We start from the raw sequence: 15,150 nt of genomic DNA, 5'->3' as shown, positions 1-15,150 counted from the left end.
CGGTCAGCAGCCGGGCAGGAATATGGAGAAGCGGGAAATGCAGGAAATCTGGATCGATTATCTCAACGCCCTCGATGCCAAGGCGCTGGCGCTGACGAATGACGAGATTCTCGATGCGGTGTCGAAGGCGCTGGATGCGCAGGGCAGGGGTGAAACCGTCATCGAGCCGCGTGTTCATCTTGTGCCGGAGAGCTCCGACAAAGGCCATTTCAACGTGCTTCGCGGCTACGTCAAAGCGCTGAATTATGCCGGCGTCAAAGTCGTCGGCGACTTCGTCGACAACTACAAGGTCGATCTGCCTTCGGAGCTTGCGGTCCTCAACCTGTTCGACCCGAACACCGGCGTGCCGAAGGCCATCATCGACGCAACTGATATCACCGACATGCGCACCGGGGCCGTCACCGCTCTTGGCGCAAAATATCTCGCCCGCAAGGACAGCAAGATTCTCGGCCATATCGGTGCGCGCGGAACCTCTTACTGGAATGTCCGGCTTCTCGACCATCTCTTCGACTTCGAGGAAATCCGCGTGCATTCGCGCCGGCCGGAAAGTCGGGATGCCTTCGCCAAGCGTCTTGAGGCGGATCTCGGCAAGAAGATCATCGTCACCGACAATTGGGAGGATTGCCTCAAGGGCGCCGACATCATGGTCGAGGCGAGCCGCCTGCCGGAACCGGCGCCGCTGTTCAAGACGGAATGGGTGAAGAAGGGCGCCTTCGTCGTGCCCTATGGCACGATGAGCGCGCTTGAATTCGATCTCACCGACATCATGGACAAGGTCGTCGTCGACGATTGGGGACAATGCGGCCCCGGCAAGCCGTTCGGAGCGCTTCGCCGTCACGTCGACGAGCGCAAGGTGACGGCCGAGAACCTGCATGCCGAAATCGGCCAGATCGTCTGCGGCATGAAGCCCGGCCGCGAAAGTGACGAGGAGACGATCCTGTTCTGGCACCGCGGCCTCAGCACCACCGACGTGGCGCTCGGCGCCGCCATGGTCGACAAGGCAAGAGAGATGAACATCGGCCAGCGGCTGCGGTTCGCATAGTTGCCATGGTGATGTCCAAGCCGATCGCCTGTTCGAGAATGTATAATCTCAGTCCGCGCATTCGCGGCCTGTGGGATGCGTTGTTTGCGCTGGTCAGCGTGCAGTCCGGCATTGAGCTCGAGATCATCGCTCATGCAGCACCGGCGCCGCTGTCGGAGCTATGGGCGAGGCCGGACATGGGGCTGGTCTTTATGTGCGGCTATCCGTTTTCGCGTATGCCCGAGGGCGCCAGGCCGACTGCCCTTGCTGCACCCGTTTCGAGCGAGGCATGGTCTTTGGACCAGCCGCTCTATGCCAGCCACATTCTCGTCGCCTCCACCGGGGCGGTGAACGAGGTAGCGGATCTCGCTGTGGCCCGCTGGGGCTGGACCGTGCGCGATTCCCAATCGGGCTACCACGCGGCGCGTTCTTTTCTTGCCGACCGGTTTGCCGGGAAAGTGAAGCAGAGCATGACGGTCGGGCCGCTGCTCAACCCGTCAGGCATCGTCGCCGCCCTCAAGGACGGCAGGATCGATGCGGGTGCGATCGATGCTTACGCCTTCCAATTGTTGTCGATGCACGAAACCGATGCGATCGATGGTCTTCGTATTCTGGCGACGACCGATCCGCTTCCCGCGCCGCTATTGGTTGCCGCGCAAACCTTGCCTGCGGACATCGCCACAGCATTACAGCAAAGCCTCGTGACGTTGCATGAAACGCGTGAGGGAGCGGCGGTTTTGGAACGGCTCGGCCTCCGGCGATTTTCGACGGTCGTTCCCCCGGCCTACGATAGTCTGCCGCTAAGAGCCGACGACGCCGATCGCAGATTGGGGATCACATGGTAGACAGCCGAACGAGCGCTCGGATGCGGAGGTTTCGACGATGAAATGGGTCCCCAAACATCTCGACCGGCTCTTCGACGCGCTGTTGGAGCACCTCTATCTCGTTTTTTCCTCGGTCGGCATTGCCCTGGTGATCTCGCTGATCGTCGGGATATGGGCGGCGAGGCGGCCGCGGAGTTTTGCGGCCATCGTCATCTTCACCGGCATCCTGTTCGCCGTGCCGAGCCTGGCGCTGTTTGCGCTTCTGATCCCCATCATGGGCATCGGGGCGGCACCCGCCATAACCGGTCTTGCCGCCTACTCGCTGATGATCCTGATCCGCAATATCGGCATGGGATTTCAGGCTATTCCGCGTGACATATTGGAAGCTGCTGATGGCATGGGCTACGGCACGGCACGGCGGATCTGGGAAGTAGAACTGCCGCTGGCCATGCCCTATATCGTCGGCGGCATCCGCATCGCCATGGTGACGGTCATCGGCATCGCCACCGTTGCCGCCTATATCAATGCCGGCGGGCTCGGCGTCATCATTTTCGAAGGCATCGACCAGCGCTTTCCCGAAAAGATCATCGCCGGCGGGCTGCTGACGTCATGTCTGGCGCTCTTTGCCGACTGCTGTTTTGCCTCCTTCGAAAGGCTGCTGCGCCGGCGCAGCGGGGGGAAGCCGGCATGATCGTGATCGATGCATTCAGCTGGATCTTCAACAATTCCGGCACCTTCTTCAACGCGTTCAATCGCCATCTTCTGATGTGCGCCCTCTCGCTCGGCATCGCCTTCGTCATCGCCGTGCCGCTCGGATTTGTCGTCGCACGGGCACCACGCGCCGCCTTTGCGGTGGTCAATATAGCCGGCGCCTTGCGCTCCATCCCGAGCCTGGCGATCCTGTCGGCGACGATGCCTTTTCTCGGCATCGGATTGCTGCCGTCGGTGATCGCCCTCATCGTCCTGGCCGTGCCGCCGCTATTGTTGAACACGATCATTGGCATCCGCGAGATCGACGCCTCGGTGATCGATGCGGCGGATGGAATGGGCATGAGCGCCGGACAGATGCTGTGGGAGATCGAACTTCCCCTGGCCGTTCCCGCGATTCTGTCGGGCGTCAGGACGAGCGCCATCCAGGTCATCGGCGGGGCGGCGCTGGCCTCTTTCATCGGCGGCGGCGGGCTTGGCGATTTCATCAATGCCGGCATTGCGATCATGAACATGCCGCGCCTTCTTGTCGGAGCGGTGCCGATTGCCCTGCTCGCAATCTTTGCGGAATTGGCCTTCGGCGCCCTGGAGCGCCTCTTCACTCAACGGCGCTGAGCGGCCGAAAGCGGATATCAGGATGATTCATCTCGATCATGTTACCAAGAACTACGACGGAAGCGGCCAGCATGCGGTCGACAACCTCGATCTCCTGATCGAGACTGGTACGACGGTTGCCCTGATCGGTCCTTCGGGCTGCGGCAAAACCACGACCATGCGGATGATCAATCAGTTGGAGACCCCGACGACGGGACGTGTGCTGGTCGACGGCAGGGATATCGCCCGGGTCGACCAGAAGGAGCTGCGCCGCAGCATCGGCTATGTCATCCAGCAGGTCGGTCTGTTTCCGCATATGTCGATCGCACGCAATGTCGCGACCGTCCCGCGGCTTCTCGGCTGGGAAAAGGCGCGCAGCAATCGCCGCGTCGACGAACTCCTGGATCTCGTCGGTCTTGATCCGGCCATCATGCGGCAGCGTCTGCCGCATGAATTGTCAGGCGGGCAGCGCCAGCGCGTCGGTTTCGCGCGTGCACTCGCAGCCGACCCCGCAATCATGCTGATGGACGAACCGTTCGGCGCGATCGATCCGATCACCCGCGTCCGGCTTCAGGACGAATTCCGCGATATTTTGAGGAAGGTGAAGAAAACCGTCGTCATCGTCACGCATGACCTCGATGAGGCTATCAAGATGGGCGATCGCATTGCGATCATGCGGGATGGCCGCCTCCTTCAATATGATAGCCCGCAGGAAATCCTTGCGCGTCCCGTCAACGAATTCGTCGAGAGTTTCCTCGGCCCCGACCGAGCCATAAAGAGGCTCAGCTTGATTGCCGTATCGACGATCATGACCGCGCCGGAACCGTCCAACGGCGATGCCGAGATCGCCGCTGACGCCACGGTTCACGATGCCTTGGCGCTCATCCTCTCCGGTGAGATGCCGGGCCTGCATGTCAGGTCAGCCGATGGGACGCTTGCGGGATATCTGTCGCGAGACACCTTGTTGCGCGCCAATCGGCTGTAGAGCTCACCTGCTAAGCAGATGCGAGCGCAGCGCCGAGGACACGAACCATCGATATTGGAGCGCAACTCACCGACTCGCTCGCGGTGCGCGAAGGGATCAACATGCCAATGCTACCCACGCGCGCTGAAAGGGATTGCCGATCGCCCGCCTCAGGCTGTAGATCGGTATCACACAATGGGATTGTGTGAAGCCGGTCGCAATGGCGTCAACGCCGCTCATTCATCATCGGCTGTCTGAAGCTTTACCAGCGCGCTGCGCTGTCACATAAGGGGTCGACGCCATTGTCTTCGCTTGTTCTTCCTAGTCGCCCGCTTTCGTTGGCGCGCAACGTCATCTCCACGCCAAATGCTTACTTCTGGTCAACGCCTATCATCCTGGCACTGGCTATCTTTCTCTTCGTTTCGGCAGCGCCAGGCGTGATCCGCGATTTCCAGATCAGCCAGAACCCCTTGGTGCTCGAAAACGGCGATGTGCAAAACGGGCGATGCACGACGCGCAAAGCCATCTTCACGGATTGCGAAGCACGCCTTGTCTACAATTACGGCGGACGGGACTACGACACCGAGGTCGAGGTCATGTTCGTCGATTTCCATACCGGCGACTATGAAACTGGCCTTGTGATCTCAGCCGATCATCCGGAACTCGCGACGATGAGCCTCGGTCTGGATATGCTCTGGAACCGGATCATCACGCTGACTGTGTTTGTCATCCTGCTTGGCGGCATGAGCCTGGGTATGATTTTTCTCGGTATCCGCATTTGGCGGGTCAAGGGCCAACTGCGCCGGCCTGCCATGCTGACCCCTGTCCCGGTCGAGGTGACCGCATTCGACCGCAAACGCGGCGTCCTTTCCATCACCTATAATGACAAGATCGCCGCCGACAAAACGGGGCGATCGGCTTACACGCGCATGAAGAATGGAGAAGAGCCGCTCATCGTCGGTGAAGCCAAGGGCAAAGCGATCGGACTGGCTGTCAGGCACGGCAATACTGCTCTTCCGGTGCTTCTGGACGATCGTCTGCAGCGCGTCGAGCTTACGAATGATGAGCGTGCCGCCGCTCTTGCATCTCTTGCGTCTCAGCAAGAAGGCGATCGGAATGCGACGGTCTTGGTCGAAGAGCCCAAAAAGGCGGTATCGATCTGGAAGCGGCTGCAGATTTTCTTCGGTGTGTTGCTCCTGATCGTCGTCGGTGTGGTCGGCTTCTGGCTTTGGTACGTCACGAGCTCCACGACACAATTTCAATCGCCTGGCATGGATATCAACAATCTCATGCCGGCGCCGTTGAACGAGTGGGGATGCCAGCAGCTCAAGAAGCGGTTCGATCAGGATCGTGCGCCGTTTGGTTGCGTCGCTGACGATTACACAAGTTGGAAATAGGGACTTTCAATGGCGGGCTCAGCCGGGAGGACTGGCTCGGCCTGCCTGGCGCCTAGCCATTTTGGGGATAAGCTCGGAAAAAATCTGCGGATGCAGGCAACACACCATTGCGAAACCAACCGCGCTCGGCAAATGTCACCTCACGTAGCGTGAGACAAGTTCATGTCATTTCGGATCGAACGTCTGGTTGAAAAACACGTCAGCGGCGCGGCCGACGTATTGGTAAGAGCCTATGCCCTGCCGCCGTGGAACGAGAGCTGGTCCCTTGAGGCGGCTGCGGAAAATGTGACCTATGTGCTTGAAACCCCTAGATCGGTTGCGCTGGCGGCGGTTGATGAAGGCAAGGTGCTCGGGATTGCGCTGGGCGTACGACAGCGGCGCCACACCGGCCCGGTGATTTACTTGGACGAGCTTTCAGTGCAACCCGACGCACAGGGTAAGGGAATAGGCACTGCTCTGCTTTCTGCAATGTTTGAAACAGCCAAAGCTGAAGGGTGTAATAGCGTCTGGCTGATCTCGCAGCGAGGTGGGGCGCTGTCGGAGTTCTATCAGCGTTGCGGATTTGCTATGAGAGACGAGCTTGGCCTGTACTCCAGATCGAGCGGATAGTGCTGGATTGGGAGTCTCTGATCCGCCATTGACGATCCTGAGGATGGCGGGCCTGCGACGACGTCGAGCCGCCGCGCATCGATCGAGAATTTACGCCTTTCCATACATCTGGCTCGCCCGCAGCAGGCGTTGCGAATAGGGATGCTCGACCGCGCCTCTGCGCAGGGCTGCGATATCGACCTGTTCGACGATCTCGCCGGCTTCCATAATGGCGACGCGGCTGCACATATGGGAGACGACGGCGAGATCATGGCTGACGAGCAGATAGGTGAGGCCGCGTTCCCGACGCAAATCCTGAAGGAGATTGAGGATTTCGGCCTGAACCGACACGTCGAGCGCAGATGTCGGTTCGTCGAGAAGCAGAACATCCGGGTCCAGCATCAGGGCGCGGGCGATCGCCACACGCTGCCGCTGTCCGCCGGACAGCTGGTGCGGAAATCGGTAGCTCAGCGCCGGATCGAGGCCGACCGATCTCAGGACGGCATTCACGTCGACGGAATTCGTATCCAGTCCCTGGTTGCGCAGCGGCTCTTTCAGCTGCGAGCGGATGGTTTTGCGCGGGTGGAGCGACCCGTAGGGGTCCTGGAACACCATCTGCACCCGGCGGAAGAACGGCCGGCTGCGCTGCCGGTCCAGCGTCTCGCCCTGGAGCGAGATCCGGCCGTCATAATTGGCGTTGAGGCCGGAAAGCGCCCTGAGCACGGTGGATTTTCCGCAGCCGGACTCGCCGACCAGGCCGAAGGCCGTGCCGCTCTCGATGGCGAGGCTGATGTCTCTGACGACGGGTCGCTGGCCATGCCCGAAACGGATCGTGAGATTGTCGATCTTGATCACCGCGGCGCCTCCAATACGGGTTCGTCGAGCCAGGCCGGATCGCGTTTGAGGATCGGCAGCCGGGCAGGGGGATTGTCGATCGTCGGCAGGGATGCGAGCAGCCCTTGCGTATAGGGGTGTCTGGCCTTGTCGAGATCGCGCGCCTCGAGCACTTCGACGACCCGCCCCGCATACATGATGAGGACGCGATCGCAGAAATTCCTGATCAGATTGAGGTCGTGACTGATGAAGATCAGGCCGAGATTGCGGCGTAGCACGAGCTCGTCGAGCAGCGCCAGGATTTCGAGCCTTACCGTCACGTCGAGTGCCGACGTCGGCTCGTCGGCGATCAGCACTTCGGGTTCGGCGATCAGCATCATGGCGATCATCGCGCGCTGGCCCATCCCGCCGGAGATTTCGTGCGGATAAAGGCGGGCCACGCGCTCGGGATCGCGAATCTGGACGGCTTCGAGCATATCGAGCGCTTGGCGGGAGGTCTGCTTGGTGCTCGCCTTGGGATGATGGAAACGATAGGTTTCGGCGATCTGTTCGCCGATCCGCATGACAGGATTGAGCGAATATTTCGGGTCCTGCAGGATGAGCCCGATCCGCCGCCCCCTGATCGTCATCATCGTTTTCTCGTTTGCCTTGAGCAGATCCACGTCGCGAAAGCGCATCCGCTCGGCATTGACGATCGCGGTCGGCGGTAAGAGCTTCATGATCGCCCGCCCGACAGTGGATTTTCCCGATCCGGATTCACCGACGATCCCGAGTTTTTCCTGTCCGAGCGCGAAGCTGACGCCGCGCACGGCCCGCACCTGTCCACCGCCGAAGGCGATTTCGAGGTTTCGAATATCGATCAAGGGCTCGGTCATTCTGAACCTCGGGGATCAAGCACATCGCGGAGCGCATCGCCGACGAGGTTGAAGGCGAGGCTGACTAGCGCAATGGCAATGCCGGGTGCGGCGATGACCCAGGGGCTGTCGAGCATGAACTCACGGCCGCTCGCGGCCATCGAGCCCCATTCCGGCCATGGCGGCTGCGCACCGAGGCCGAGGAAGCCGAGACCAGCGGCGGTGATGATGATGCCGGCCATATTGAGGGTGACGCGGACGATCACCGAGGGAATGCACATCGGCAGGATGTGGCGGGTGATGATTGCGATTGAGCTCGCGCCCTGCAGGCGCACGGCGGCGATATAGTCCGCCTTGCGAAGGCTGAGCGTTTCGGCCCGCGCGAGGCGCGCGATCGGCGGCCAGGCCGTCAGCGAAATTGCGATGATTGCGTTGGTGATGCCCGGTCCGAGCGCTGCGGCAAAACCGAGCGCCAGCACCAGCCCGGGGAAAGACAGGAAAATGTCGGTGACGCGCATCAGGATTTCATCGATGATGCCGCCGAAATAACCTGAGACGGTGCCGATCAGCAGGCCGAGCGGGGCGACGATGATCGTGACGAGCATGATGATGTAGAGCGTCGTGCGGGCGCCATAGATCACCCGGGAGAACACATCGCGGCCGAAATTGTCGGTGCCGAGCCAATGGCTTGCCGATGGCGCGGCAAGCCGCCCGGCCATGTCCTGGACGATCGGATCGTAGCTCGTCAGCAAGGGGGCGGCCGTCGCTACCACGATCAGCAGCACGATGATGGCGAGTCCGGCGAGGCCAAGCGGGTGCAGGCTGAATTTCAGCCAGCCCTGATGGATTTGCTGCGCGGACGATTGAAACCAGCCTCGCGGCTCCGGCGCGAGCAGCCATTTGCGAAAGCCGCCGGTGTCAACGCTGTCTGCGTGCTCAGAGGAAATCGTCATGGCGTCACCGTGTCCTCGGATCAAGAATGCGATAGAGGAAGTCCGACAGGATATTGATCGTCAGGAAGACGGCGCCGATCGTCAGCACCGAGCCCATGACGACATTCATGTCATTCATCTGCAGCCCTCGGGTCAGGTACTGGCCGAGCCCCGGCCATCCGAAAACCGTTTCGATCAGCACCGCTCCTTCGAGCAGCCCACCGAAGGTCAGCGCCATGATCGTCAAAAGCTGCACGCGGATGTTCTTGAAGGCATGGCGCCAGACGACCTTGCGGGTGCCGAGCCCCTTTGCCCGCGCAGTGATGATGTATTCCTGGCTGAGCTGCTCCAGCATGAAGCTGCGCGACATGCGGCTGATATAGGCGACGGAATAATAGCCGAGGATCGCCGCCGGCAGGATGATGTGGCCGAGAGCGTTGTGAAACACGTCCCATTGCTGCTGCAGCGCTGCGTCGATCAGGAGAAAGCCGGTCATGGGTGTGACGAGACCTTCGTAGAAGACGTCGATGCGGCCGGATGCGCCGACGAGCTTGAGCTTGGCATAGAAGATGAAGAGCGCCATCAGCCCGGTCCAGAAGATCGGAATGGAATGGCCGGCAAGGGCGACGATGCGGGCGACGTGGTCGATGACAGTTCCGCGTCTGACGGCAGCCGTGATCCCCAGGGGAACGCCGATGATGGCGCCGATGATCATGGCGATGACCGCAAGCTCGATGGTGGCGGGAAAGATCGTCATGAGGTCGGTGAGGATTGGTTGGCCGGTCGTCGCCGAGGTGCCGAGATCGCCTGTCGCGATCTTCCCGACATAGGCGAGGAACTGCATCCAGACGGGTTGCCCGAGCCCCAGCTCATGATAGACGCGATCATAAACCTCCTTGCTGACCTCCGCTCCGGTGATGGCGAGCACCGGGTCGGCAGGCAGCAGACGACCCATCGAAAAGGTCAGGAAGAGAAGGCCGAGCAGCGTCGTCACCACAGCCACGACCCGCCCTGCCAAGCGCCGCAACAGGTTCACCAGAGGGTGCGGGGCCGCCTCGGCGAACCCGCCCTCCGCAGAACGGGTGCCGCTCTCCCGCTTCGATGTCAGATCGGCGCTCGCCACGCGTTCTACTCCTTGGTCACGTCGTGCCAGCGCGTCGACCAGGTCGTGTGCCCGTGATAGTTCTTGACGTTGGCGCGCGTGACATAGGGGTCGGTTCGCTGGAAGAAGATGACGAGCGGCGAGGCCATGCCGGCATAGATGCCGTCCATCTTCTTGAAGATGTCAGTGCGCTTGCCCGTATCGCGCTCCTTCATCGATTGGTCGACGAGTGTGTTGAGCTCGTCCACTTTCATGCCGGCGCGCCAGAGATAATAGCTGCCGAGACGCGCCTCGTCGCTGTTGTCGGGATTGTAGGCATATTGCGTGGCGACAGCGAAAGGATCAGGCAGTCGGGCGCCGGAATTGCCGAGCAGCACCTCGTATTTCCGCTCGCGGAAGGCGGGCGTGAATTCGCCGGGCACGAGATCGAGATCGAGGCCGGCAGCACGGGCGCTCGCCTGCAGCGCTTCGGCGAAGGGCAGTGTCGCCGCGCCCGATGGATTGAGCACCTTCTTCAGGCCATTGGGGTAGCCGGCTTCCGCCAGCAGCTGTTTGGCTTTGGCAGGATCATAGTCGTAGTGGGAGGCAGCTTCCTCGGGCGCGCCGATCATGCCGCGCGGGATCATCGACTGCCAGGGAAAACCGGTATAGCGCATGATGTTGCCGGAGATCGCCTTCCAGTCGAAAGCATGCTGGAAGGCCTCGCGAACCTTCGGCTTCTGCAGATCCGGGTCTTTTTGGTTGAGGGCGATGTAATAGAAGCCCAGACCCGGAACGCTCTCGATCACCACGTCCTTGTTGTTGGACAGGGCATCGAGGTCGCCGCTTGCCAGATACTGGCCGACATCGACATCTCCGGCTTCGAGCTGCAGTCTGAGGTTGCCGGATTCTGGGATATGCCGAGCGACGACGCGGGCCATGGCCGGCTTGCCGCCCCAGTAGTTCGGCTGCGCGTTGAAGATCGCAACATCGTTCGGCCGCCATTGCGCCAGCGCGAACGGGCCGCTGCCGGCAGAATTGGCAGAAAGCCAGGCGCCGCCGAAGTCGCCGTTTGCCTCATGCGAGAGTGCCGTCTTCTTGTCGATGATGCCGATCGACGAGCCGGCTAGCGAATAGAGCACGAGATCGGTGTTCACGGCCTGCGGCAGCTCGATCTCAAGCGTGTGTTCGTCCTTTGCCCGAACGAGCTTTTCGACGTTGTCTGATGTGAAGCCCCAGAGCGCGACATCGGTGGAGCCGACCTGGCCCATCTTGATAACGCGCTGGATCGACCAGGCGGCATCATCGGCTGTTACCTTGTTGCCGCTCTGGAAGACCGCGTCGTCGCGCAATGTCAGCGTGATGATCTTGCCGTCCGCCGAGACGCTCCATTGCGTCGCGAGCATCGGCTTCAGCGTTTTTAGATCGTCCGGTGACAGTTGCACGAGGTTGTCGTAGAGATTGGAGATCAGCTCGGAAACCGTGCGGGCATTGTTCTGGGCCGGATCGAGCGTTCTTATGCCGGTGAGATTCGTGCCGATGACCAGCATGTTTGGCGGCGATGCAGCCCAGCTCGGCTGTGCCGCCGTCAGGGCGCCCGTTATCGCGATCGTTGTCAGTAGCTGTTTCAGCATCTCAAGACCTCCCAATCCTGTGGCGCGGCCATGCCGGCACCTGTTGCTTGCGGAAATAATGTCGGCCTCAGACGGCGGCCTTTGAAGTCTCCTGCCGGTTCGGATCCGTTTGAACATTGCCCTCGGCCTCCCAGCTTCGAAGCAGCCGATGAAGTTCCTCGCGGTCATGCTGGTCGAGCAGCGGCAAGCCCGGCACACGCACCGGGCCGACATCGAGACCGGAATAGCTGACCGCCTCTTTCACGACGGTCACGTTGGCGCCGTTGCGGAATTTGGTCCGCATCCGCTCGAATGGTTCGAGCTTGTTGACGATCGCTCGTGCCGCGGCGAAATCGCCATTTTCAAGCGCATCGTGGACGGCAAGCGAGAGCTTCGGTGCAACATTGACGAGACCGGAAGTGAAGCCGCGCGCACCGGCTGCGGTGAATGTCGGCGCCCAGCTTTCTGCCAGGCCGCAGACGAACAGTGCACCGGCCGGGTCGGCGGCCGGGATCGCTCGCGACAGCAGCATCAGATCGGTCGTCGCAAACTTGATACCGGCAATATTGCCGTGATTTGCGAGCCGAACGATCTCTGCGACACTGAAACCCTCGGCCCTGACATACGCGACCAGCGGCAGGGCGGAAGCATCCGCAAGATTGCAGAAATAGTCGATCTGGGCCGAAGGGGCCGCAAAAGGATCGACGGGCTGATGCGACATCACGGCGGAGGCGCCGATGCGGGCCGCGTCCTTTGCCATGCCGACCGCCTCGCGCAGCGACCGGCCGATCGCCGCCGTCACCGGCGCCTTGCCGTCGACACCTGACACCGCCGCCTCGTGGACGATCCTGATCTCCTCAGGCGTCAACGCATAAAATTCCCCGGTATTGCCGGCGGCAACGATGTTGTGGATGCCTGCTGCCGCCACCCGCTCATAGACCTTCGCCGTGATCCGGGGGTCGACTTCGCCGCTGCCGTCATAGGCGGTGACGGGAACACCCGATACGCCTGTGAGCGCCTTGCGCATGATTGCGATGCTCATCTTTCTTCCCCCTTAGCTTTCCATCAATCCGCCGTCACCCGACGGGTGATCGGCACGCTGTCATCCGAAACGGAAGGGCGCCAAGCCCTCTGCGTCCGCGTCGAAGGCGATGACCGTTCCCGCCTCGAAGCGTCCAGTGCGGTCGGTCGACAGGCTCGTGACGTAGAGGGTGCGCAGATCCGGCCCTCCGAAACACGGCATGGTCGGTGCGGCGACCGGCAGAATGTAGATCTCGACGATTTCGCCGTCGGGCGATATCCGGTTGAGGCGACCGGCGGATACGCCGGCGCTCCAGTAAAAGCCGTCACGATCGATGGCCGCTCCGTCCGGCCGCCCGTCGTCTTCCGTGAAGCTGCGAAGCCGGCGTCCTTCGCCGATTTCGCCCGTCGCCGGATTGAAATCGAATGCCTGCAGGAAACATTGCCGGCTGTCGGAGTGATACATCCGCCGGCCATCCGGCGACCAGGCAAGACCGTTGGAGCTCGTCAGTCCCGTTGCCACCGTCCGCGCGCTGCCGTCGGCGCCAACCCGGAAAAGAGCGGCGTCGTTTACTTGCGGCTTGGCTTCGCTGATCGAGCCGACCCAGAAGTGTCGGTCGGGACCGACCTTGCCATCGTTGAGGCGGCCATTGATGTGGCGCCCGACCGGATCGCACAGGAACTCGAGATCGCCCGAGGCGGGCTCGAAGAGGTGGACGCCTGTCTGGAGGCCCACGACGATCCTGTTGTCACGGCAGAGCCCGAGGCTGCCGACCGGAGCCGGCATGTCGAAGCGGTCGACCTTCCCTTGCGCGGAGATGCGGACAACTGCCGGCGCCAGGATATCGACGAGCCACAGCGTGCCGGTCCGCTCGTCCCATACCGGGGATTCACCGACCGTCAGCGGTTGCTGGATCACGGAACGGACGTCCGGGCGGATGATGCGCGGTGCCGTCATGGAACCATCTCCAGGCTCTCGGCCAAGCCCTCGGCGTCCCGCATGCGGATGGTGCCGTCGTGATTGATCTCACAGAAGCCGCCACCCTGGAACGCAAGCGCCACCGGCCCTTCGGATCCCTGCTCGATGCGGGCATGGTCGCGTGGCCGGTCCTGTGGCTGGTAGCCGAGCCTCGCTGCCAGTTCGTTGTCCCACCATTTCTCGTCGGTGTCAGAAACGCCATAGACCACCGTCGCGGCGATCGACGGGTGCGACAGGCCGATCCTGACCAATTGCGCCAGGTCTCGTGCGCTGATCCAGATCGCGACGGATCGCTCGCTGTTGGGATAGGTGCCGGCATTGCCGATGCGGATCGAAAGGGAGCGAATGCCCGATGTGTCGTAGTAGAGCCCCGCCACCAGTTCGCCCCAGCATTTGGAAAGCCCATAAGGGCTGTCCGGGCGCATCGGATCGAGCGGCGAGACGAGCTGGCCGCGCGGATAAAAGCCGGTGGCATGATTGCTCGAGGCATAGACGACCCTGGGAATTTTGTTGATCCGCGCCGCCTCGTAGAGATTGTAGGTTCCCAGCACATTGGCCTGCAGGATGGCGTTCATATCGATGCCGCTTGCAATGCCCGCCAGGTGGACGATGCCGTCGATATCTTCAAGCGCAGCGGTGGCCTCATCGACATTGGCGAGATCGGCCTTCACGAAATGCTCGTTTTCGCCAAGCCCGGCAGGCTCCTCGAGATCGATCAGGCGCAGATGCTCGACATGCGAGCGAAGCAGCGGGCGCAGCAGCGTTCCGACACGTCCGGCGGCACCCGTCACAGCGACCCGTTTCATCGTTCTTCCTCCCATTCTCGCTCAAACGCCCTGGAACATGCGGGCGCGAGCATTCAGTATGTGTCTCTTCATCGCATCGTGAGCGTCGGTTTCCCGCCGCGCGAAGATCGCCTCCACGATCACCGCATGCTCATCCTGGACGCTGCGAATCTGCTCCAGCGTTCGTTTCAAGCTCAGGCTTCGTGTCACGGAATGCCCGATGGCGAAATGCGGCCTGAACCATTCACGAACGGTGATGTGGAACTGGTTGCCGGTCGCCATGGCGATGGCATCATGCAGTGCCTGGTCTTCCTCAGCGCCAAGCTCCCCGTTGCGAAGGCATTGCTCGATCGCAAGAAGCGCTGCCGTTATCCGCTCCCTGTCATCCGGCTGCCAGTTTCGTGCGGCAAGCTCCGCAGCCTCGGCTTCGAGGCCGGCGCGGAATTCGAAAAAGCGCTGGACATCGGCGAGCGAGCCGACCGGCACCATTTTCAGCATCGACGAATCCGGCCTTTGCCGAACATAGGAACCGGATCCCTTGCGCGAAACGACCAGGCCATCGGCTCTTAAACGTTCGAGCGCCTCACGCACGACGGGCCTCGAGGCGCCGAAATCCGCGGCGAGCTTCGTTTCCGACGGCAGTCGTTCGTTCACCGGAAAGTTGCCGTCGGCGATCATCCCCACGATCTTCTCGTAGATGATGTCGCTGAAGCGCGTTGCGCCTCTGTTGGAAACGGCGTCGACTGCGAAAGTCATTATGGTCCTTTTCTCTCAAGCCACGCGGCGCCCCACGTACTCCCTGTCGCCGATCGTGAGGTCTTCTGTGTGGCCTACAGAATCTGACAGATCTGCCGCCGTTTTTGGTCTGGCGACAGTATTTTCAGCGGCATGACGCCTGCGGTGTCTGGCTGCATCGCTATCGAATTTGTAAATATCTGTCAACTCTTGTAATCATT

The 15,150-nt window shown here is 61.5% G+C and carries 16 protein-coding genes; 7 read left to right on the top strand and 9 right to left on the bottom strand.

Annotated features, from left to right (window positions below; genetic code table 11):
* Nucleotides 1-37: 37 nt before the first annotated feature.
* The 7 genes from FHT69_RS23185 to FHT69_RS23155 all read left to right on the top strand — a co-directional run bounded on the left by FHT69_RS23185 (nt 38) and on the right by FHT69_RS23155 (nt 6,117).
* Nucleotides 38-1,042, top strand: a complete 1,005-nt coding sequence (locus FHT69_RS23185; RefSeq protein WP_063473743.1) for an ornithine cyclodeaminase family protein — start codon at nt 38-40, stop codon at nt 1,040-1,042.
* A 5-nt stretch (nt 1,043-1,047) separates the two neighbouring features.
* The gene (locus FHT69_RS23180) at nt 1,048-1,866 is read left to right on the top strand and encodes a phosphate/phosphite/phosphonate ABC transporter substrate-binding protein (RefSeq protein WP_063473742.1); all 819 of its coding nucleotides are present in this window, start codon (nt 1,048-1,050) and stop codon (nt 1,864-1,866) included.
* A gap of 37 nt (nt 1,867-1,903) precedes the next feature.
* Nucleotides 1,904-2,536 carry an ABC transporter permease gene (locus tag FHT69_RS23175; protein WP_063473741.1) on the top strand — a complete coding sequence of 211 codons (633 nt, stop codon included), beginning with the start codon at nt 1,904-1,906 and terminating at the stop codon, nt 2,534-2,536.
* Nucleotides 2,533-3,168, top strand: a complete 636-nt coding sequence (locus FHT69_RS23170) for an ABC transporter permease (RefSeq protein WP_047619135.1) — start codon at nt 2,533-2,535, stop codon at nt 3,166-3,168. Before FHT69_RS23175 ends, FHT69_RS23170 begins: the two co-directional genes overlap by 4 nt.
* 22 nt (nt 3,169-3,190) lie before the next feature.
* A complete protein-coding gene (locus FHT69_RS23165; RefSeq protein ID WP_063473740.1) occupies nt 3,191-4,132 on the top strand; it encodes an ABC transporter ATP-binding protein in 942 nt (313 codons plus the stop codon).
* Between the two features lie 281 nt (nt 4,133-4,413).
* A complete protein-coding gene (locus tag FHT69_RS23160; RefSeq protein WP_063473739.1) occupies nt 4,414-5,508 on the top strand; it encodes a hypothetical protein in 1,095 nt (364 codons plus the stop codon).
* A gap of 162 nt (nt 5,509-5,670) precedes the next feature.
* Nucleotides 5,671-6,117 carry a GNAT family N-acetyltransferase gene (locus FHT69_RS23155; protein WP_063473738.1) on the top strand — a complete coding sequence of 149 codons (447 nt, stop codon included), beginning with the start codon at nt 5,671-5,673 and terminating at the stop codon, nt 6,115-6,117.
* A gap of 90 nt (nt 6,118-6,207) precedes the next feature.
* On the opposite strand, the gene FHT69_RS23150 is transcribed toward FHT69_RS23155, so the two are convergent.
* From FHT69_RS23150 to FHT69_RS23110, 9 genes are all read right to left on the bottom strand, one after another.
* Nucleotides 6,208-6,951 (bottom strand): ABC transporter ATP-binding protein, encoded by a 744-nt coding sequence (locus FHT69_RS23150; RefSeq protein ID WP_063473737.1) that lies wholly within the window; start codon nt 6,949-6,951, stop codon nt 6,208-6,210.
* On the bottom strand, nt 6,948-7,805 hold the full coding sequence (locus tag FHT69_RS23145) for an ABC transporter ATP-binding protein (RefSeq protein ID WP_063473736.1): 858 nt from the start codon (nt 7,803-7,805) through the stop codon (nt 6,948-6,950). Before FHT69_RS23145 ends, FHT69_RS23150 begins: the two co-directional genes overlap by 4 nt.
* Nucleotides 7,802-8,737 (bottom strand): ABC transporter permease, encoded by a 936-nt coding sequence (locus FHT69_RS23140; RefSeq protein WP_063473735.1) that lies wholly within the window; start codon nt 8,735-8,737, stop codon nt 7,802-7,804. The genes FHT69_RS23145 and FHT69_RS23140 overlap by 4 nt, the downstream gene beginning before the upstream one ends.
* 4 nt (nt 8,738-8,741) lie before the next feature.
* Nucleotides 8,742-9,839 carry an ABC transporter permease gene (locus FHT69_RS23135; protein WP_063473734.1) on the bottom strand — a complete coding sequence of 366 codons (1,098 nt, stop codon included), beginning with the start codon at nt 9,837-9,839 and terminating at the stop codon, nt 8,742-8,744.
* A 5-nt stretch (nt 9,840-9,844) separates the two neighbouring features.
* Entirely contained in the window at nt 9,845-11,431 is a 1,587-nt protein-coding gene (locus FHT69_RS23130) for an ABC transporter substrate-binding protein (RefSeq protein WP_047619113.1), read from the bottom strand.
* Nucleotides 11,432-11,498: 67 nt separating this feature from the next.
* Nucleotides 11,499-12,452: a dihydrodipicolinate synthase family protein gene (locus tag FHT69_RS23125; protein WP_047619110.1), complete on the bottom strand. Its 954-nt coding sequence runs from the start codon at nt 12,450-12,452 to the stop codon at nt 11,499-11,501.
* A gap of 60 nt (nt 12,453-12,512) precedes the next feature.
* On the bottom strand, nt 12,513-13,388 hold the full coding sequence (locus tag FHT69_RS23120) for an SMP-30/gluconolactonase/LRE family protein (protein WP_063473733.1): 876 nt from the start codon (nt 13,386-13,388) through the stop codon (nt 12,513-12,515).
* On the bottom strand, nt 13,385-14,215 hold the full coding sequence (locus tag FHT69_RS23115; protein ID WP_063473732.1) for an NAD-dependent epimerase/dehydratase family protein: 831 nt from the start codon (nt 14,213-14,215) through the stop codon (nt 13,385-13,387). Before FHT69_RS23115 ends, FHT69_RS23120 begins: the two co-directional genes overlap by 4 nt.
* Before the next feature lie 21 nt (nt 14,216-14,236).
* Nucleotides 14,237-14,950 (bottom strand): FadR/GntR family transcriptional regulator, encoded by a 714-nt coding sequence (locus FHT69_RS23110; RefSeq protein WP_047619104.1) that lies wholly within the window; start codon nt 14,948-14,950, stop codon nt 14,237-14,239.
* Nucleotides 14,951-15,150: the final 200 nt, after the last annotated feature.

The organism is Rhizobium sp. BK008, from assembly GCF_014197345.1.
Classification (GTDB): domain Bacteria; phylum Pseudomonadota; class Alphaproteobacteria; order Rhizobiales; family Rhizobiaceae; genus Rhizobium; species Rhizobium anhuiense.
Note: the sequence above shows the minus strand (reverse complement) of the source record. Positions and strands in the feature narration are given on the sequence as shown.